Source organism: Pseudomonas cerasi (assembly GCF_027983475.1).
In the GTDB taxonomy this organism is placed as follows: domain Bacteria; phylum Pseudomonadota; class Gammaproteobacteria; order Pseudomonadales; family Pseudomonadaceae; genus Aquipseudomonas; species Aquipseudomonas cerasi.
The window spans coordinates 1,447,350-1,464,669 of sequence record NZ_JAQJVM010000002.1 but is presented as its reverse complement, the minus strand read 5'-3'; the positions used below and the strand labels follow the sequence as shown (position 1 = coordinate 1,464,669).

The window sequence follows — 17,320 nt, the reverse complement described above, 5'->3', positions numbered from 1 at the left end:
TCTTTAATACGAGACTCACCGAATGACCTTGAAGACCATCGAAGGTACCTTCATCGCCCCCCAGGGCCGCTATGCCTTGGTAGTTGGCCGTTTCAACAGCTTCGTCGTGGAAAGCCTGGTTAGCGGTGCCGTTGATGCGCTGGTACGCCATGGCGTGAGCGAAAGCGACATCACCATCATCCGTGCGCCGGGTGCGTTCGAGATTCCACTGGTTGTGCAGAAAGTTGCCCAACGCAGCGAGTTCGCGGCCATCGTCGCACTGGGTGCAGTGATCCGTGGCGGTACTCCACACTTCGAATACGTGGCAGGCGAGTGCGTCAAGGGCTTGTCCCAGGTGTCCATGGAATTCGGCGTGCCGGTCGCTTTCGGCGTATTGACCGTCGACTCCATCGAACAGGCCATCGAGCGTTCCGGCACCAAGGCCGGCAACAAGGGCGCTGAAGCCGCTCTGTCCGCCATCGAAATGGTCAGTCTGCTGTCGCAGCTGGAGGCCAAGTGATTTCCGACGATACAGACCAGTTCAACCCGCGCGACGCCAAATCGCCGGAAGCCGCCAAGGGTAAAAGCGCCAAGCGTCGCGAAGCGCGTCAGATGGCGACTCAGGCCCTGTACCAACGGCACATGGCCGGCCACGCGCTGAACGAAATCGAAGCACAGTTTCGGGTCGATAACGACTTCAGCAACGTTGACGGCCCCTACTTCCGTGAGCTGCTGCACGGCGTAGCGACCAACCAGACCGAGATCGATGCTGCTCTTTCGCCTTGTCTTGATCTGACCATCGAAGAGCTGGACCCGATTGAACTGGCGGTATTGCGTCTGTCGACGTTCGAACTGCTCAAACGTATCGACGTGCCTTATCGCGTAGTGATCAACGAGGGCATCGAGCTGGCGAAAGTCTACGGCTCCACTGACGGCCACAAGTTCGTCAATGGCGTGCTGGACAAGCTGGCGCCGCGCCTGCGTGAAGTCGAAGTGAAGGCCCACAAGCGCTGATTCGCGCCTGACCTTCATGGGAGAGTTCGAGCTGATCCGCAATTACTTCGCCGCCGCGCCCTGTGCGCAGGCGGGCGAGGAAGTTGCCTTGGGGATCGGCGACGACTGCGCGCTGCTGGCGTTGGCGCCCGGCGAGCAGTTGGCGATCTCGACCGATACCCTGGTTGCCGGGGTACATTTTCCTGATGTCTGCGACCCCTTTGTGCTCGGTCAGCGTGCGCTGGCGGTGTCTGCCAGTGACTTGGCGGCCATGGGTGCCCGGCCTGTCGCGTTCACCCTTGCCCTGACCCTGCCGCAGGTCGATGCCGACTGGCTGCAGACCTTCGCTCGCGGCTTGAACCAGATGGCGCAAGGCTGTTCGCTGCGTCTGATCGGTGGTGATACCACGCGCGGTCCCTTGAGCCTGACGCTGACGGTGTTCGGTGCCGTGCCGGCCGGATCAGCCCTGACCCGCGCGGGTGCCCAGGCGGGTGACCTGCTGTGTGTCGGCGGCACGTTGGGTGATGGTGCAGGTGCATTGCCGCTGGTATTGAAGCAGCGCAGCGCCGAGCCCTCGATCGCCGAAGCATTGCTGGCCCGCTACTGGTCGCCTCAACCGCAACTGGCGCTGGGGCAGGCGTTGCGGGGCAGGGCGACGTCCGCACTGGACATCTCCGACGGGCTGCTGGCCGACTGCGGACACATCGCCCGCGCTTCGGCTGTGCGTCTGGTGATCGAGCGTGACCGGCTGCCGATGTCCGACCAGTTGCTGACCTTGTTCGATCTGCGCTCTGCCCGACAGGCCGCGCTCAGCGGTGGCGACGATTACATCCTGGCCTTCACGCTGCCTTCCGAACACCTGTCGGCGTTGCTGAAAGAAGGCTGGCCGGTGCATGTCATTGGCCGGGTAGAGCAGGGTCAAGGCGTCGTGCTTGTCGACGACACAGGGCAAGACGTCACGCCCGACACGCGCGGCTACCAGCATTTTGGCGCTGAGCAGTGAGCGGATGAGCGCTTCTATCTATCGAACTTTATGATCTAAATGCCCGAGAATTCACCCTGAGCGTCCGCAGGAACCTGCTGTTACAATGCAAATCTTGCGAATTTCCAGTCTTCACACTGATCAGGAGCACACGGTGCCCGTCGTCTTTGTCGCCGCTTCCAAACTGCCCACTCCCTTTGCAGAATTTGCCATGCACGGCTTTATCGAGTCGGCAACCGGCCGTGAACATGTCGTCCTGAGTCTGGGCGATGTGGCGGACGGTGAGCCGGTTCTGGGTCGCGTACATTCCGAATGCCTGACGGGCGATGCCCTGTTCAGTCAGCGTTGCGATTGCGGTTCTCAACTGGAGGCTGCCCTGCGCGCCATCGCCACCGAAGGGCGTGGTGTACTGCTGTACCTGCGTCAAGAAGGGCGCGGTATCGGTCTGATGAACAAGATCCGCGCCTACGAGCTGCAGGATGGCGGCGCCGATACGGTTGAGGCCAACGAGCGCCTGGGCTTTGCTGCCGATCAGCGTGACTACGCGATCTGCCTGCCGATGCTTCAGCATCTGGGCGTGCAATCGTTGCGGCTGATGACCAACAACCCGCGCAAGGTCAAAGCCTTGACCGACATGGGCATCAGGGTCGCCGAGCGCGTGCCTCTGCACACCGGACAAAACCCGCATAACCGTCTTTATCTGGCGACCAAGGCGGGCAAGCTGGGGCACATGATGGGCAACGAACATCAAAGCGAGGTCGGCCCCGCGTGACACGCAGCGAGGTTCGTCAAAAGCTGGAGATGCAATGGTGGCGTCAACTGGGTCTGACCCTGGCGCCATTGCTGGTGGTCTGTGTATTTTTTGGTGCCAGCGAACCGCTCATTCCGGTGTTGGCGATCCCGCTGTTCATCGCCGGGATAGGCTCGATGTTCGTCAGCCTGAAACCCTTCGGCGCCTACAAGCGCGCGTTGGCGGTCATCCAGGCTGCACTCGATACACCCGAGGAGCCGGCAGCATGGCTCAAACTCGCTGCCATCCGCCGCCTGGCGTTCCTGGCCGCCGGCTTGCCCGCCTGGATCTCCGCCATCGCGGTGCTGTTCGGTCTGCATCCCTTGCCGGTCTGCCTGCTGGCGTTTGCCAGCGCAGTGCTGCTTTACCTGTACCGCATTCCCGCGCTTTCGCGCTGATCGTCCCCTGCTGAAGCGGACACGATCAGCGCGAAACGCCATCAGGCTGCGAGTAACCAGACACCCGCTGCCGCAGAGGCTGCACCGGCGATACGCACCAGGGGGGCCGCCGCCTGAGGCAACACGCGAACCACCGCATAACCCAGCGCATGCAAGGCCGCAGTTGCAGCAACGAAACCTGCTGCGTACGCCCATGGACTGGACATTTCCGGCAGTTCAAGGCCATGCGCTACGCCGTGGAACAAGGCGAACAGGGCTGTTGCGGCTACCGCCAGCGCCAGCGGCGGACGCACTGCCAATGCCACGGCCAGGCCCAGAGCCAGTACCGAGGCGGCAATGCCGCTTTCCAGCGCCGGCAGGTTCAAACCTGCAAAGCCCAGCATGCCGCCGATCAGCATGGTGCCAACGAAGGTGCACGGCAGCGCCCAGCGTGCCGAACCTTGTTGTTGCGCAGCCCACAAGCCGACGGCCAGCATGGCCAGCAAATGATCCAGCCCGCCAATCGGGTGGCTGATACCTGCGATCAGGCCATTATCACCATGACCGGGGTGAGCCAGCGCGAGAGTCGGGACCAGCAACAGCGCCAGGGCGCCAAGGGCTTTTTTGTAGTTCATCGACGGGTTCCTTTTGGTTGTGAATTCAGGCGGCGGCAGTCAGCAGGCCCTGGCGCTCAATGAAGGCAATGATCTGTTCCAGACCTTGGCCGGTTTTCTGATTGCTGAACACGAACGGCTTTTCGCCACGCATCCTGCGCGTGTCGCTGTCCATCATTTCAAGTGACGCGCCTACCAAAGGGGCGAGGTCGATCTTGTTGATCACCAGCAGGTCGGACTTGCAGATGCCCGGACCGCCCTTGCGCGGCAGCTTGTCGCCGGCCGACACGTCGATCACGTAGATGGTCAGGTCGGAAAGCTCCGGGCTGAAGGTCGCGGAAAGGTTATCGCCACCGGATTCGACGATGATCAGGTCCAGGCCTTCGAAGCGGCGATTGAGCTGGTCGACTGCTTCCAGGTTGATCGAAGCGTCCTCGCGAATCGCGGTGTGTGGGCAGCCGCCTGTTTCAACGCCGATGATGCGCTCAGGGGCCAGTGCCTCGTTGCGCACCAGAAAGTCAGCGTCTTCGCGGGTATAGATATCGTTGGTCACCACGGCCAGGTTATAGCGGTCGCGCAATGCCAGGCACAGCGCCAGGGTCAGCGCCGTCTTGCCGGATCCGACCGGGCCACCGATTCCGACGCGCAGAGGTTGGCTGTTCATTGAGTTCTCCATAAGGACTGATCAGGACCGGAATAACCGGCTGTATTGACGTTCGTGCGCCATGCTCGCCAGGGACAGGCCAAAGGCTGCGCTGCCGGCATGGCAGGGATCTTGTGTGCTGGCACTGACCTGCGCCTGCTGCAATAACGGCAACAGCTCGCTGGTCAGGCGCTGGGCGGCTTGCTGGCCCAGCGGCAGGGTTTTCATCAGCACGGCCAGCTGGTTTTCAAGCCAGCTCCATAGCCAGGCGGCCAGCGCATCCTGCGGGCTGATCTGCCAGGCGCGTGCGGCCAGCGCCCAGCCAAGGGCCAGGTGCGGCTCGGCAGTCTGCTGCAGAAACTGGCGTGCTTCACGATCCAGTTCAGGCAGGCCATTGAGCAACTGTTGCAGGGAGTAGCCCATCTGCCGGCTTTCCAGATGCAGCTCGCGGGTCTCGCGGCTGGCGCGATGCTGCTCGCTGACTTGCAGCAACTGGCCCCAGTCACCGGCTGCCGCCGCCTCGCAATGAGCCAGCAGCAGCGGGGCCTCGAAGCGCGCGAGATTGAGCAGCAGTTGATCGCCGATCCAGCGGCCCGCGGTCGGCGGGTCCACCACAATGGATTGCTCCACGGCCATTTCCAGCCCTTGCGAATAGCTGTAGCCACCGATAGGCAGCTGCGGACTGGCCAGGCGCAATAGCGCCCAGGCGCTGTTCACTTGCGCACGCCGAACTGGTGCATGCGCGGCGGATAGTTGAAATCCTCCTCGCCCGCGCGCGAATGATGATGCCCACCGCCGTAGGCGCCATGTTCCGGCTGGAACGGCGCTTCGATGGTTTCGACAGTGGCGCCCAGTTGGTCGAGCATCGCCTTGAGCACGTAATCGTCGAGCAGGCGCAGCCAGCCGTCGCCGACTTGCAGGGCCACGTGGCGATTGCCAAGGTGATAGGCCGCGCGGGTCAGTTCGAAAGTACTGCTGCACGTGACGTGCATGAGTTTTTCGGGACGTGCGCAGACACGCACCACGCGGCCGTCCTGGGCCTGAAGAAACTCGCCATCGCGCAGCGGCGACTGACCGCGTTGCAGAAAGAGGCCAACGTCTTCGTTTTCCGCACTGAAGCAGCGCAGTCGACTTTTGCTGCGTGCCTCGAAATTCAAATGCAGCTCGGCGGCCCATTCGGCCTGAGGTTCGATTCGGTCGTGAATCACCAGCATCAGATAGCTTCCAGCCAATTGCGATGCTTCAAATCAGAGCAAGGGGCTTGCCAACAGTGCAGCTTGCGGGGAAATGGCTGACAGAGGCAGGTGATCCAAGCATCGGCAAGATCACTAAAGATCTATTTTGGTGCGTAATCATGATAGTGCTTTAATTTGGTGCGTTTGGGTTGCTAGAAGTGAAGTTAATAGTGAGACGGTTCACATCTCAGCCCCAGGCAGAGCGTGTCGCCGCTCAATCGTGACTGCCCAGACCACGCCAGTGCCGTGCGCCAATGAAGATGAAGCGCAGTTGCTGAGTGATCTTCGCCTGAGGTGTCAGGTGCGGGGCGAGCGAGGCGGGCGGCGGGTCGATCAGCTCCGGCAGCATCGCGAACACGCTTTTGACCACCAGGTCGGCGATAATCGACAGGGCATCGGCATTCAGGTGCTGCCATTTGGGCATCTTTGCCAGGTCGGCTGTGAGGTCGGCGCTGATGCCTTCGCGCAATGCGCCAAGCGCCTGACGCACCTTCAAGGAGCCGCCGTATTGTTCGCGCGCCAGAAACAGGAACTGCGACCGGTTGGCCGCCACACGTTCGAGGAATATCTTCACCGAGGCACGAATCAGCCCGCCCATGGCGAATTCGTTGTGGCGCACCAGCCTGATGGTCTCGCGAAAGGTCTGGCCGACCTCGCTGACCAGCGCCAGCCCCAACTGGTCCATGTCTTCAAAGTGCCGGTAGAACCCGGTTGGTACGATGCCTGCCGTGCGCGCCACTTCCCGCAGGCTCAGGCTGCCGAAGCCGCGCCCGCTCTCCATCAATTGGTGGGCAGCATCGAGCAGGGCTCTTCGGGTCTGTTGTTTCTGTTCGGCGCGGGGCAGCATGGCTCAAACGATTCTTGGATTAGGCTGGGTTGCACTTTAGCAAATGCGCTTTACCTGCGTCGAAAGGGTTTTCAGTCAGGTTCCTTGACCAGTAATAGTGCATGAGTGCTGGCCTTCGATGCATTTTCGTATTCAAATCAAACCCTCGGCGCGTTTGTCAGTCGAACATTCATGTCGTATTCAGCGCGCCAGGGTCGGGGCGCTGTTTTCTGGAGAGTGACGCATGACGCGCAGCCGCAAGATTTTCGCCTGGACAGGTGCCACGTTGTTGGTGGTGCTGGCTATATTGGTCATTGTGATCGTCACTTTCGACTGGAATCGCATCAAACCCACCCTCAATGCGAAAGTCAGCGAAGCGCTGCATCGTCCGTTCGCCATCAATGGTGATCTGGATGTGCGCTGGACGCGTGAGCCCGAACTCGGTGGCTGGCGTGCCTGGGTGCCGTCGCCGCACTTTGTTGCTGACGACCTGAGTCTGGGTAACCCTGAGTGGTCGAAGACCCCGCAGATGGTGACCCTCAAGCACGTCGAATTTCGTCTCTCGCTGCTGCCGCTGCTGGCGCAGCAAGTGGTTATCCCGCGTATCGATCTGACCGGACCCGAGGCTAAACTCGAGCGTCTGGCCGATGGTCGTGCCAACTGGGTGTTCGATCTGCCCAAATCCGACCCGAACGCCGAGCCCTCCAAGTGGGTGATGGACATCGGCGCGATCAAGTTCGACAAGGGACAGGTGAGCTTCAACGACCAGAAGCTCAACGCCAACCTGGACGTGGTGATCGACCTGCTCGGCAAGCCGATCCCGTTCAGTGAAATCGTCGGCAGCAAGGAAGCGAAAAAGGCCCAGGACAAGGGCGCAGTACCGCAGGATTACGCATTCGGTCTGGCGGTCACCGGCCAGTACCACGGTCAGAAGCTGAGCGGCACCGGCAAGGTCGGCGGCCTGCTCGCGCTCAAGGATGCCAATCAACCGTTTCCGGTACAGGCTGACGTGAAGGTCGGTGACACCCATGCGGTGATCGCCGGGACCCTGACCGATCCACAGAACCTGGGCGCGCTGGACCTGCGCCTCAAGCTTTCCGGCGCGAGCCTGAGCAATCTGTACCCGCTGACGGGTGTGACCCTGCCGGATTCTCCGGCGTACTCCACCGATGGCCGCCTGATCGCCAAACTGCACGACCCGGCCGGCGCCAACTTCCGTTACGAAGGCTTCAACGGCAAGATCGGCAACAGCGATATCCACGGCGACCTGGGCTTCGTCGCCAGTCAGCCCCGGCCCAAGCTGAGTGGCGTGCTGGTCTCCAATCAATTGCTGTTCAGTGACCTCGCGCCACTGATCGGTGCGGACTCCAATGCCGCGCAGAAAAAGCGCGGTGGCGAGAGCAAGCAGCCTTCGGGCAAGGTACTGCCTGTCGAGGAGTTTCAGACTGATCGCTGGCGGGCGATGGATGCCGACGTGGAGTTCACCGGCAAGCGCATCGTGCAGAGCCCGGACCTGCCGTTCACTGACCTCTACACCCATCTGGTTCTCAACGATGGTCAGTTGAGCCTCGAGCCGCTGCGTTTTGGGGTGGCAGGTGGCAAGCTGGACGCGGACATTCGCCTCAACGGGCAAAACAAACCGATGCAGGGCAGAGCCAGGCTGTCGGCGCGCAATTTCAAGCTCAAGCAACTGTTCCCGACCTTCGAACCGATGAAAACCAGCTTCGGTGAGCTGAACGGCGATGCCGATATCAGTGGCCGTGGCAACTCGGTTGCAGCCTTGCTGGGGACTGCCAACGGCGAAATGAAGATGCTGGTGAACGACGGTGCGATCAGTCGTGGCCTGATGGAAATTGCCGGGCTCAACGTGGGCAACTACGTCGTTGGCAAGCTGTTCGGCGACAAGGACGTGAAGATCAATTGCGCGGCCTCGGACTTCGGCATCAAGGACGGGCTGGCGACCAGTCGGCTGTTTGTCTTCGATACCGAGAACGCCATCATCTACATCAACGGCACTGCGAACCTGAAGACCGAGCAACTGGACCTGCAGATCAACCCTGAGTCCAAGGGCTTCCGCGTGTTCTCGCTGCGCTCGCCGTTGTATGTCAACGGCCCGTTCGCCAAGCCCAACGCAGGCGTACAGTCCGGCCCGCTGTTGCTGCGCGGAGCCGGCATGGTCCTGCTCGGCGCAACCGTAGGCCCTGCTGCAGGCCTGCTGGCGCTGGTCGCCACTGGCGACAGCGAGCCTAATCAGTGTGGCCCGCTGCTGGAGCAGATGCGCACCGGCAAGGCGCCTAAGACGGTGAAGTAACGCTCCACCTCTCGTGCCAGCGCTCCGCGTTGGCGCGCACTTGGCCGGACCCAGAGCGTCCAGAAATGCATTCACACGCTGGAGCGTGAGGAACGATGTTTACGTCGCTGGCCTGAGAAAATACTTCCCCACAAAAAAGCCAGGACACAGGTCCTGGCTTTTCATTTGCTGTCGCGAGTTACAGGTCTTCGAGAATATCCGCCATGTCATCAGCGTGCTCTTCTTCCTGAGCAAGGATCTCTTCGAAGATGCGGCGGGTAGTCGGGTCGCTGTCGCCGAGGTATTGAATGATTTCGCGATAGCTGTCGACGGCGATGCGCTCGGCAACCAGATCTTCGTAAACCATTTCCTTCAGTGTGTTACCCGCCACGTACTGCGCGTGGGAGTTCTTCGACAGGGTGTCCGGGTTGAACTCCGGCTCGCCGCCCAGTTGCACGATACGCTCGGCCAGTTTGTCGGCGTGCTGCGCTTCCTGCTCTGCGTGTTCCAGAAACTCGGCTGCCGCGACGCTCGCTTTCAGGCCTGACGCCATGTAGTAGTGGCGCTTGTAGCGCAGCACACAGACCAGCTCGGTAGCCAGCGATTCATTGAGCAGGCGCAGGACCGTTTCGCGGTCAGCGCTGTAGCCTTGAGTCACAGCACCATCCTCAACGTTCTGGCGTGCGCGCTGGCGCAGAGTATTTACATCGGAAAGCTGTGATTGCGGTGCAGAATTCATCATTTATCTCCAGGACTCATCAGGTTTTGCTGTCTCGCTCTGTGGGTGGCCCGGCAGGATCAGCAAAGATTGTGAGTAGCGAAGGGGGCAAAAAGTTTTATCGGATTTTCACAGATACGCACGGCTGTGTCTGAATGTAAAAATATAAGAAACGAGTGCCGAGCCCCGCGGTCCCAACCTTGAGACCCAAATAAATCGTGGAGATACACAATGCTCAAGTTCCTGGGAAGCACCGTTGGCATCATCTTTCTGATCGGCCTGGTCGTGGTTATCGCCCTGTTCAAGCTGGTTTTCTAAAAACGCATTCAACAAAAAGCCCGAGGCATTCATGCCTCGGGCTTTTTGTTTGTGCCTGCGTTTTGATTACATCGCTTTTTCGTTCTTCTCGCGTTGTTCGCACGTCATGAAACCTTTGTTGGTCACACGGCCGTCGCTGTTGAAGCTGACGTGGTAGACCTGTTTGTGGCCGTCCTTGTTCATGACGTAGTTGTTGCAAGTGCCTGGGTTGACCTTACGCTCGATAGTGCTCGACGGCTCACCGCCGATAGTCAGGACCTGCTGGCGCGTCATGCCGTTCTCGACCTGCTTGACCAGCGGCTCGTTGCGATAAGTGACGTAGTCCACCGGGTTCTGCACGGTTGTGTTGCTGCAGCCAGCCATTGTCGCCAATACAAAGGTCGCCGCGAAGAGTTTTTTGTACATCGTTATTGCTCCACATGTCAGAGCCGGTTTTGGCCCGGTATGCCTTGGAGCAGAAGAGGGGCTCAAGAGTTCGAAAAAAAGATGGCGATGAGGCAGTACCTCGCATCCACCCTGAGGCCGTTGCTGACCCCCCTGAACGCCATGACAATCGGGCATGAAAAGCGCTTTGAATATTCCTCGCACGTTCCCGAAAGGCCGAGGTCAATCTGATGGCATGGTTGAGCGTTTTGCTCGGCCTTGGGCTCGGTCATCGGTTGTCGGACCGTAGTTCGTTAATCAGCCGCTCCTCAGTGACGGCCAGGAAGATGCGATGAGCGATAAAGAACTGTATGAGATCGAGTACACCCTGCTCGGCGAGCACCACGTAGACATTATCGAGAATCTGGATGTGCCCATCATCGAAGTGGTGCACGAACTGGCGCTCAAGCATCACGTAGAACTGGACGAGCTGCCAATGGGTGAAGCCGGGCTGCCGCTTGCCGCCGGCATCACCGATGTGTCGATTCACAGCCTGGAGGGCAGCGAAGGCAGCGCGACTGCCTAGTCCGCCCTGGATCGCAGCGGCGTCGTCCAGCGTTCCGCGAGGATGACGCCGCAGAGGGTCAGCGCTCCGCCGAACAGGTGATAGAGCGCCAGCTGCTCGCCCAGTGTCGCCGCGGCAATCAAGGCCGTGGCGATGGGCATCAGGTTGAAGAACAGTGTTGTGCGGCTGGGGCCCAGGCGCATGATCGAGGTCATCCACAACCAGGGTGCGAGCATCGAGGTTGGAATCGCTGCGTACAGCACCATCGGTATGTTGTTCGCATTCAGACCGGTTTTCGCCGACAGCATGAACGGCGGCAGCAAAACGATAATCGCCAGCAGGATCTGTACGTAAAGCAACTGCAGGGGCGGCAAACGCAACTGCCACTTCTTCAGCAGCGTGCTGTAGACCGCATACGATGCGGCGGCCACCAGCACCATCGCATCGCCCCGATTGACCCCCTGCTCAATCAGACCGGCCGGATTGCCCGCCGAGACCACGACCACCACTCCCGCGAATGACAGCACCGCCCCCAGCAGCGCACCCGAGGTCAGACGAGTGCCGAGGCAGGCTATCGACAGCCCCAGCGCCATCATCGGCACCATCGACTGAATGATTCCCATGTTGGTGGCGGTTGTCAGGCTGGCCGCGAAATACGCCAGGCTTTGATACAGCGCTGTGCCGAGCACGGCCAGAATGAAAATCTTGCCGAGTACCGGTTTGATCGCCGCGCGGTTCGCCCACACAGGCCCGAGCATGAACGGTGTGAACAGCAAGCCAGCCAGCGCCCAGCGATAAAAGCCAATTTCAGCCGGAAAGATCACCCCGGCAGACGCCTTGGTGACGGCTGTGTTGATCGCCCAGATAAGGATGGTAATCAGCGGAAAAGCGTATTGCATGAGTGGATCATCGTTAGAGCGAGGCGTAATTATCCGCCTGTTTGTCGAGAATGCCAGCGGCGATGTTGGGTGCTCCGTCACAGAGCGCAGACGCTGACTACACTGAATCTCAGTCTGTGCCGCCCGGTGCAGTGGATCTGGAGAGTGGATCGATGAACAAGCTCGGTATTCCTGTATTGCTCGTTGGGTTGATGTTATCTGCCCAGGGTTTCGCTGCGACCGCGCAGCAGAACAAAATGACCACCTGCAATGCCGACGCCAGCGCGAAGTCGCTGAAGGGCGATGAGCGCAAGACGTTCATGAGCACTTGCCTTAAAGCGGCACCGCCGCCAGCGGCGACCCAGCAGGAGAAGATGAAAACCTGCAACGCGACTGCCAGCACTCAGGCGCTCAAGGGAGACGCGCGCAAGAGTTTCATGAGCGATTGTCTCAAGAAGAAATAATTTTTCAGTCGGCATCTTTGCGGCAGGCAAGAGGCGCGGGTGCAGTAAACACTGCACTTTCGCGCCGTTCTCGAGCCGATCATCGGGCAGATGATTGCGGCGTGTTTTTTCCGGCTTTCTGATCACTGGTTCTGGACTGAGAAGGCTGGCAGACTGCCCACCTTCCTTGTGTTGCCCGTTGAGGGTCTATGCCAACGTTTTCTGCGCGTCAGGTGTTAATAGCCAGCTGGATTCTTGTATTTGGCGGTCTGTTATTGGTGTTGCCATTCAAGTTGTTGCCCAGTCTGTTGGCCGGACTGTTGGTTTTCGAGCTGGTCAACATGTTGACCCCCAAACTGCAGCGGCTGATCTCCGGCGAACGTGCTCGCTGGCTGGCCGTAGCGTTGCTCGGCACGCTGGTGGTCAGCCTGCTGACGCTGATTTTTGCCGGCGCCATCAGTTTTGTGCTGCACGAAGCCGAAAATCCGGGCGCCTCGCTCGACAAGTTCATGACCCTGGTCGACCGCGCTCGTGGTCAGCTGCCTCCGTTCATCGATGCCTACCTGCCTGCCAGCGCAGCGGAGTTTCAGGTTTCTCTCGGGCAATGGCTGCAGAAGCACGTGGGCGAATTGCAGTTGATCGGCAAGGGGGCGGCGCACATGTTCGTCACCATGCTGATTGGCATGGTACTGGGCGCGATCATTGCCTTGCAGCGTATCTCCGACGTGCATGCGCGCAAGCCGCTGGCGGCTGCTCTGTTCGATCGCCTGTACCTGGTCAGCCGGGCGTTTCGCAACATTGTTTTTGCCCAGATCAAGATTTCCCTGCTCAACACGGCGTTCACGTCGGTGTTTCTGGCCATCGTATTGCCGCTGTGCGGGATTCACCTGCCGCTGACCAAGACCCTGATCATCATGACCTTCCTGCTCGGCCTGTTGCCGGTGGTGGGTAACCTGATGTCCAACACGTTGATCTTCATCGTCGGCATGTCCATCTCGATCTGGGTCGCGCTGGCTGCGCTGGGCTACCTGATCGTGATCCACAAGGTCGAGTATTTCCTCAATGCGCGCATCGTGGGCGGACAGATCAACGCCAAGTCGTGGGAGTTGCTGCTGGCGATGCTGCTGTTCGAAGCCGCATTCGGCCTGCCGGGCGTGGTTGCAGGGCCGATTTACTATGCGTATCTGAAGAGCGAGTTGCAGAAGGAAGGGTTGGTCTAGGGCGCTTGCGCATGTAGCCGTCCGAAACAACGCCTGTCACTTCACCGCGTTGGCATGCAGTTCTGGACGCTCTGCGTCTGCGGTGCCGCAGAACATCCACATGGCTCGAAACACTCCCGCCCGTGGGAGTGATTCACATGGCTTGAAAACACCCCGGCCCTACAGGAGTGAGCTTGCTCACGAACAGGCCCGTGCAGCCGCTGGAAGCCCATTGGTCAGGTAATCCGCCTTCGCGAGCAAGCTCGCTCCCACAAGATCAGCGATCTGTGACGCGGAGCATCACGAAGGGCATTCCCACGATAGGCGCATGACTAGCCGTAACGCTTCTTCGCTTCGATGGCCAGGCCGCTACCGATGCTGCCGAAGATGTTGCCTTCAACGTGGCGCGCGTTGGGCAGCATGTCAGAGACGCTGTTGCGCAGGGCAGGGATGCCGCTTGAACCGCCGGTGAAGAACACCGTGCTGACCTGTTCGACACTCACGCCCGCATCGTTCAGCAAGTTCGTCACGCTGTTGCGCACCCGCTTGAGCTGGGCGTCGATCGCTGCTTCGAACATCACCCGGCTCAGGTCGACGCTCAGTCCGGCTTCCACGCGATCCATAGGCAGATGGCGGCTGTCGGCGTGGGTCAGCTGGATCTTGGTTTCTTCCACCTCCATGGCCAGCCAGTGCCCGGCGCGTTGTTCGATCAGCTTGAACAGGCGATCGATGCCACCGGTGTCTTCGATGTCGTAGCGCATACTGCCCAGGGCCAGTTGCGATTTTTGCGAGTACACCGCGTTGATGGTATGCCAGGTCGCCAGGTTCATGTGGTGGCTGGTCGGCATGTACGCACCGCTTTTCATGCGGCTGCCATAACCGAACAGCGGCATCACGCCTTGCAGGCTCAACTGCTTGTCGAAGTCGGTCCCGCCGATGTGTACGCCACCGGTGGCAAGGATGTCTTGCTGACGATCATCGTGCCGGCGTCGCTCGGGCGACAGACGTACCAGCGAAAAGTCTGACGTACCGCCGCCGATGTCGACAATCAGCACCAGTTCTTCGTCCTGGATGGTGGACTCGTAATCGAAGGCCGCAGCGATGGGCTCGAACTGGAAAGATACGTCCTTGAAGCCGATCTTGCGCGCCACTTCAGCCAGCGTGTCTTCGGCTTCCTGATCGGCCTGGGCGTCGTCATCGACAAAATGCACCGGACGGCCCAGCACGACCTGCTCGAATTCGCGGCCAGCCGTTTTCTCCGCGCGCTTTTTCAGCTCGCCGATAAACAGTGCCAGCAAATCCTTGAACGGCATCGCCGTGCCCAGCACGCTGGTGTCATGCTTGATCAGCTTCGAGCCCAGCAGGCTCTTGAGCGAGCGCATCAGGCGGCCTTCGTAGCCCTCCAGATACTCGTGAAGCGCCAGGCGGCCATACACCGGGCGGCGTTCTTCCATATTGAAGAACACCACCGAAGGCAGGGTAATCTTGTCGTCCTCCAGCGCGATCAACGATTCCATGCCGGGTCGTTGCCAGCCGACAGTGGAGTTGGACGTGCCGAAATCGATACCGCAGGCACGGGCCGGGGATTGGTCATTCATGTCTTTTACGTTCCAGTCAAAAAACGGCCGCGCAGTTTATGCCAGCGCGGGCAAATTGCGTAGCGCGACACGTCGCTTATATTTACCTGGCTGTATTTGCGACCAAGGCTTGAACTGAGGCCCGTTACCCCCAATCTTGAAGGGATTCTCGGTAGACCCTGTTGTCGGACATTATGTTGTCGAGCTATCGACCTGCCGACAAAGGCAGCTGGTCTATCTGTATATTTTTCGACGTTAGGTAATCCAGATGCCTCGTGACAGAGGGAGCTGGGCGCGTGACGCCAGCGTACCTGGCTTTGCCGGATAATTCGGATGGGTGATCGTTACATGGATTTCAAAGACTACTACAAGATACTTGCCGTGGAGCCGACTGCGGACGACAAGGCGATCAAGACCGCCTATCGCAAACTCGCGCGCAAGTATCACCCGGACGTCAGCAAGGAGGCAGGCGCCGAAGACAAGTTCAAGGAAGCCTCCGAAGCGTATGAGGTACTCAGCAGCCCGGAAAAGCGCGCCGAGTATGACGAGCTGCGCAAATACGGTCGTCAGGGCCGCCCGTTCCAGACCCCGCCGGGCTGGCAAAGCCGTGCCGGCGCCGGGGCAGGCGGGTTCGAGGAAACGGCAGACTTCTCGGAGTTTTTCAGCTCCATTTTCGGTGGCCGGCCACAGCAGGGCGGGCGTACCCGCAACCCTGGGCGTACCGGGCAGGACGTGGAGATGGAACTGGCGGTATTCCTCGAAGAGACCCTGTCGGGGGAATCCAAGCAGGTCAGCTTCAAGGTGCCGCAGCACAGCCCCAACGGGCAGCGCATGAGCGATATCACCAAGACCCTGAACGTGAAGATTCCCGCGGGCGTGGTCGATGGCGAGCGTATTCGCCTGAAGGGGCAGGGCGCGCCGGGCGTGGGCGGTGGTGCCAATGGCGACCTGTACCTGATCATTCGCCTGGCCCCGCACCCGCTGTTCGAGGTCGAGGGGCATGATCTGGTCATCACCGTCCCACTGGCCCCCTGGGAAGCCGTGCTGGGTACCAAGGTCGCTGTGCCGACGCTGACCAGCAGGATCAACCTGACCATCCGCCCGGACAGTCAGAACGGTCAGCGTCTGCGGATTAAGGGTAATGGCTTGATGAACAAGAGTGGCGAACGCGGTGATCTTTACGCGCAGTTGAAAGTCGTCGTGCCCAAGCACACCGACGAGGCTACCCGGGCGCTCTGGCAGAAACTGGCAGACAGTTCGTCGTTCGATCCTCGCGCGCAGTGGAAGGGTTGAGCGTAGCGGTCTTGCGATTCTGTCTTTTCTGAATGGGCTGATGCGCCACCCGCATCAGCAGGCAATCAGCCTCGCTCAGTTTTTCGGCAGCACCACATTGAAGGTCGTGCCCTCACCAATGGTCGAGGTCACAGTGATGCTGCCACCGTGGGCGTTGACCACTTCCTTGACGATGAACAGGCCAAGACCCAGGCTGGTCGATGTACCGCGTGTTTCGCTGTTTTCCTCGGTGCTGCGCACCAGCGGATCGAAGATCGTCCCGATAGCGTCTTCGGCAATCGGCTTGCCTTCGTTGTGTACCACCAATACCACCGCTTTCTCGGCACCCGTAACACTGACCGTTATCTCGTGACTGGCCGCACCGTGCTGCAGGGCGTTGCCGATCAGGTTCTGTAACATCTGGCTGATCCGCCCGGCGTCCCAATGCCCCTTGGTGTTGCCTTCGATGTTCAGCACCGGAACAGAGTCCGGTCGCCCGGCGCAGGCTTCCTCGATGGCTTCACGGCAAGCACTGGCCAAATCCATGTATTTGCGTTCAACCGGTAGCCCGGCGCCCAAGCGACTGCGCACGAATTCCAGCAGATCGCTGACCATCGAGCCCATATGGCGGGTGCTGGTCTGGATACGCGAAACATAGGACTGGGTCTTTTCGTCCAGCGCTATCTTGCGTGCCAGCAATTCCGTCGACATGCTGACGGCCTGCAGCGGCGCGCGCAGATCGTGACCCAGAATGGCAAGAAATATATCCCGTGAGCGGCCGACCCGTTCCGCATAGGCAGCGGTGGATTCGGCAAGCGCCTCGTCGATGGCTTCGTTGAAACGAATCACGTCCTGAAAATCGGCCAGTTGCGGCGCTGCCAGGCTTTCTACCCAAAGGCGGATGACGCTGGCGCGCAGATGGCGAAATTCCGACGTCATCTGCACCAGATCAAAGCCGACCTCATGACGCAACTCGCCATGGCTGCTGGCTGCTTCGTCCAGGCTTGGCGTCTTGTTCAACTCTTCGCCTCTGGCCTTGGCAATCTCCTCGCTTTTGCTCTGCGCGGTATTCATGTCCCGCGCAGCGGCGAGCAGGATCGACCTGGCATGATCCCGCAGCTCGGCTTTGCTCATCGTTTCTGCCGCCGGTTTCAGGGTTCTGGCGAAGTCTTCCCATTCATCGACGATGCGATCCACATGAATAACGATGAATTCGGAAAGGCGCATGGCCGGTTACCTTTGGAGATGCGTGACGAAA

At 60.1% G+C, this 17,320-nt stretch carries 21 protein-coding genes; 11 read left to right on the top strand and 10 right to left on the bottom strand.

All coding sequences use genetic code 11. The features are described 5' to 3' along the window. The first annotated feature begins 22 nt into the window (after nt 1–22). From ribH to PI739_RS15730, 5 genes are all read left to right on the top strand, one after another. Complete coding sequence (ribH, locus tag PI739_RS15750) at nt 23–499, top strand: 6,7-dimethyl-8-ribityllumazine synthase (RefSeq protein ID WP_002555427.1); 477 nt, start codon at nt 23–25, stop codon at nt 497–499. Beyond that, complete coding sequence (gene nusB / locus PI739_RS15745) at nt 496–993, top strand: transcription antitermination factor NusB (RefSeq protein WP_003368925.1); 498 nt, start codon at nt 496–498, stop codon at nt 991–993. Before ribH ends, nusB begins: the two co-directional genes overlap by 4 nt. Nucleotides 994–1,009: 16 nt before the next feature. Further along, nucleotides 1,010–1,975 (top strand): thiamine-phosphate kinase, encoded by a 966-nt coding sequence (thiL, locus tag PI739_RS15740; RefSeq protein ID WP_054081933.1) that lies wholly within the window; start codon nt 1,010–1,012, stop codon nt 1,973–1,975. A 133-nt stretch (nt 1,976–2,108) separates the two neighbouring features. After that, the gene (gene ribA, locus PI739_RS15735; protein WP_003368920.1) at nt 2,109–2,726 is read left to right on the top strand and encodes a GTP cyclohydrolase II; all 618 of its coding nucleotides are present in this window, start codon (nt 2,109–2,111) and stop codon (nt 2,724–2,726) included. Beyond that, entirely contained in the window at nt 2,723–3,142 is a 420-nt protein-coding gene (locus tag PI739_RS15730; protein ID WP_271352018.1) for an MFS transporter, read from the top strand. The genes ribA and PI739_RS15730 overlap by 4 nt, the downstream gene beginning before the upstream one ends. Nucleotides 3,143–3,183: 41 nt before the next feature. On the opposite strand, the gene PI739_RS15725 is transcribed toward PI739_RS15730, so the two are convergent. From PI739_RS15725 to PI739_RS15705, 5 genes are all read right to left on the bottom strand, one after another. Next, nucleotides 3,184–3,756, bottom strand: coding sequence for a HupE/UreJ family protein (locus tag PI739_RS15725; RefSeq protein ID WP_122241528.1), 573 nt, complete (start codon nt 3,754–3,756; stop codon nt 3,184–3,186). A gap of 25 nt (nt 3,757–3,781) precedes the next feature. Next, nucleotides 3,782–4,399: an urease accessory protein UreG gene (gene ureG / locus PI739_RS15720; protein ID WP_003368915.1), complete on the bottom strand. Its 618-nt coding sequence runs from the start codon at nt 4,397–4,399 to the stop codon at nt 3,782–3,784. A gap of 21 nt (nt 4,400–4,420) precedes the next feature. Next, on the bottom strand, nt 4,421–5,095 hold the full coding sequence (locus PI739_RS15715) for an urease accessory protein UreF (protein ID WP_003431765.1): 675 nt from the start codon (nt 5,093–5,095) through the stop codon (nt 4,421–4,423). Further along, nucleotides 5,092–5,592 (bottom strand): urease accessory protein UreE, encoded by a 501-nt coding sequence (ureE, locus tag PI739_RS15710; RefSeq protein ID WP_003431764.1) that lies wholly within the window; start codon nt 5,590–5,592, stop codon nt 5,092–5,094. The genes PI739_RS15715 and ureE overlap by 4 nt, the downstream gene beginning before the upstream one ends. 235 nt (nt 5,593–5,827) lie before the next feature. Next, entirely contained in the window at nt 5,828–6,460 is a 633-nt protein-coding gene (locus PI739_RS15705) for a TetR family transcriptional regulator (protein WP_002555418.1), read from the bottom strand. 223 nt (nt 6,461–6,683) lie between these two features. Here PI739_RS15705 and PI739_RS15700 point away from each other — a divergent pair, with 223 nt between their 5' ends. After that, a complete protein-coding gene (locus PI739_RS15700) occupies nt 6,684–8,750 on the top strand; it encodes an AsmA family protein (RefSeq protein ID WP_096104906.1) in 2,067 nt (688 codons plus the stop codon). 178 nt (nt 8,751–8,928) lie between these two features. On the opposite strand, the gene PI739_RS15695 is transcribed toward PI739_RS15700, so the two are convergent. Beyond that, nucleotides 8,929–9,468, bottom strand: a complete 540-nt coding sequence (locus PI739_RS15695) for a ferritin-like domain-containing protein (protein ID WP_003431762.1) — start codon at nt 9,466–9,468, stop codon at nt 8,929–8,931. A gap of 210 nt (nt 9,469–9,678) precedes the next feature. Between PI739_RS15695 and PI739_RS25085 the strand changes: the two genes are divergently transcribed. Continuing rightward, a complete protein-coding gene (locus PI739_RS25085; RefSeq protein ID WP_441344152.1) occupies nt 9,679–9,765 on the top strand; it encodes a small membrane protein YohP in 87 nt (28 codons plus the stop codon). 66 nt (nt 9,766–9,831) lie between these two features. Here the strand turns inward: PI739_RS25085 and osmE are convergent, their stop codons facing one another. Then, on the bottom strand, nt 9,832–10,170 hold the full coding sequence (gene osmE, locus PI739_RS15690; RefSeq protein ID WP_003431761.1) for an osmotically-inducible lipoprotein OsmE: 339 nt from the start codon (nt 10,168–10,170) through the stop codon (nt 9,832–9,834). Between the two features lie 310 nt (nt 10,171–10,480). Between osmE and PI739_RS15685 the strand changes: the two genes are divergently transcribed. Next, nucleotides 10,481–10,714 carry a hypothetical protein gene (locus PI739_RS15685; protein WP_003368905.1) on the top strand — a complete coding sequence of 78 codons (234 nt, stop codon included), beginning with the start codon at nt 10,481–10,483 and terminating at the stop codon, nt 10,712–10,714. Here PI739_RS15685 and PI739_RS15680 read toward each other — a convergent pair. After that, entirely contained in the window at nt 10,711–11,592 is an 882-nt protein-coding gene (locus PI739_RS15680) for a DMT family transporter (RefSeq protein WP_003431760.1), read from the bottom strand. The genes PI739_RS15685 and PI739_RS15680 overlap by 4 nt on opposite strands. A 152-nt stretch (nt 11,593–11,744) precedes the next feature. Here PI739_RS15680 and PI739_RS15675 point away from each other — a divergent pair, with 152 nt between their 5' ends. Then, nucleotides 11,745–12,035: a PsiF family protein gene (locus tag PI739_RS15675; protein ID WP_003368898.1), complete on the top strand. Its 291-nt coding sequence runs from the start codon at nt 11,745–11,747 to the stop codon at nt 12,033–12,035. A 188-nt stretch (nt 12,036–12,223) separates the two neighbouring features. Continuing rightward, nucleotides 12,224–13,234, top strand: a complete 1,011-nt coding sequence (locus tag PI739_RS15670; RefSeq protein ID WP_003368896.1) for an AI-2E family transporter — start codon at nt 12,224–12,226, stop codon at nt 13,232–13,234. A 311-nt stretch (nt 13,235–13,545) separates the two neighbouring features. Here the strand turns inward: PI739_RS15670 and PI739_RS15665 are convergent, their stop codons facing one another. Then, on the bottom strand, nt 13,546–14,811 hold the full coding sequence (locus tag PI739_RS15665) for an Hsp70 family protein (protein WP_271352015.1): 1,266 nt from the start codon (nt 14,809–14,811) through the stop codon (nt 13,546–13,548). 327 nt (nt 14,812–15,138) lie between these two features. Here PI739_RS15665 and cbpA point away from each other — a divergent pair, with 327 nt between their 5' ends. Next, complete coding sequence (gene cbpA / locus PI739_RS15660; protein ID WP_003368891.1) at nt 15,139–16,083, top strand: curved DNA-binding protein; 945 nt, start codon at nt 15,139–15,141, stop codon at nt 16,081–16,083. 75 nt (nt 16,084–16,158) lie between these two features. On the opposite strand, the gene PI739_RS15655 is transcribed toward cbpA, so the two are convergent. Further along, nucleotides 16,159–17,289, bottom strand: coding sequence for a sensor histidine kinase (locus PI739_RS15655; protein ID WP_003368890.1), 1,131 nt, complete (start codon nt 17,287–17,289; stop codon nt 16,159–16,161). Nucleotides 17,290–17,320 lie beyond the last annotated feature (31 nt).

Coding starts and splice junctions, on each gene's coding strand:
- ribH (WP_002555427.1), top strand. CDS start 23: ATGACCTTGAAGACCATCGAAGGTACCTTCATCGCCCCCCAGGGCCGC.
- thiL (WP_054081933.1), top strand. CDS start 1,010: ATGGGAGAGTTCGAGCTGATCCGCAATTACTTCGCCGCCGCGCCCTGT.
- PI739_RS15725 (WP_122241528.1), bottom strand. CDS start 3,756: ATGAACTACAAAAAAGCCCTTGGCGCCCTGGCGCTGTTGCTGGTCCCG.
- ureG (WP_003368915.1), bottom strand. CDS start 4,399: ATGAACAGCCAACCTCTGCGCGTCGGAATCGGTGGCCCGGTCGGATCC.
- ureE (WP_003431764.1), bottom strand. CDS start 5,592: ATGCTGGTGATTCACGACCGAATCGAACCTCAGGCCGAATGGGCCGCC.
- PI739_RS15705 (WP_002555418.1), bottom strand. CDS start 6,460: ATGCTGCCCCGCGCCGAACAGAAACAACAGACCCGAAGAGCCCTGCTC.
- PI739_RS15700 (WP_096104906.1), top strand. CDS start 6,684: ATGACGCGCAGCCGCAAGATTTTCGCCTGGACAGGTGCCACGTTGTTG.
- PI739_RS15695 (WP_003431762.1), bottom strand. CDS start 9,468: ATGAATTCTGCACCGCAATCACAGCTTTCCGATGTAAATACTCTGCGC.
- PI739_RS25085 (WP_441344152.1), top strand. CDS start 9,679: ATGCTCAAGTTCCTGGGAAGCACCGTTGGCATCATCTTTCTGATCGGC.
- osmE (WP_003431761.1), bottom strand. CDS start 10,170: ATGTACAAAAAACTCTTCGCGGCGACCTTTGTATTGGCGACAATGGCT.
- PI739_RS15685 (WP_003368905.1), top strand. CDS start 10,481: ATGAGCGATAAAGAACTGTATGAGATCGAGTACACCCTGCTCGGCGAG.
- PI739_RS15680 (WP_003431760.1), bottom strand. CDS start 11,592: ATGCAATACGCTTTTCCGCTGATTACCATCCTTATCTGGGCGATCAAC.
- PI739_RS15675 (WP_003368898.1), top strand. CDS start 11,745: ATGAACAAGCTCGGTATTCCTGTATTGCTCGTTGGGTTGATGTTATCT.
- PI739_RS15670 (WP_003368896.1), top strand. CDS start 12,224: ATGCCAACGTTTTCTGCGCGTCAGGTGTTAATAGCCAGCTGGATTCTT.
- PI739_RS15665 (WP_271352015.1), bottom strand. CDS start 14,811: ATGAATGACCAATCCCCGGCCCGTGCCTGCGGTATCGATTTCGGCACG.
- cbpA (WP_003368891.1), top strand. CDS start 15,139: ATGGATTTCAAAGACTACTACAAGATACTTGCCGTGGAGCCGACTGCG.
- PI739_RS15655 (WP_003368890.1), bottom strand. CDS start 17,289: ATGCGCCTTTCCGAATTCATCGTTATTCATGTGGATCGCATCGTCGAT.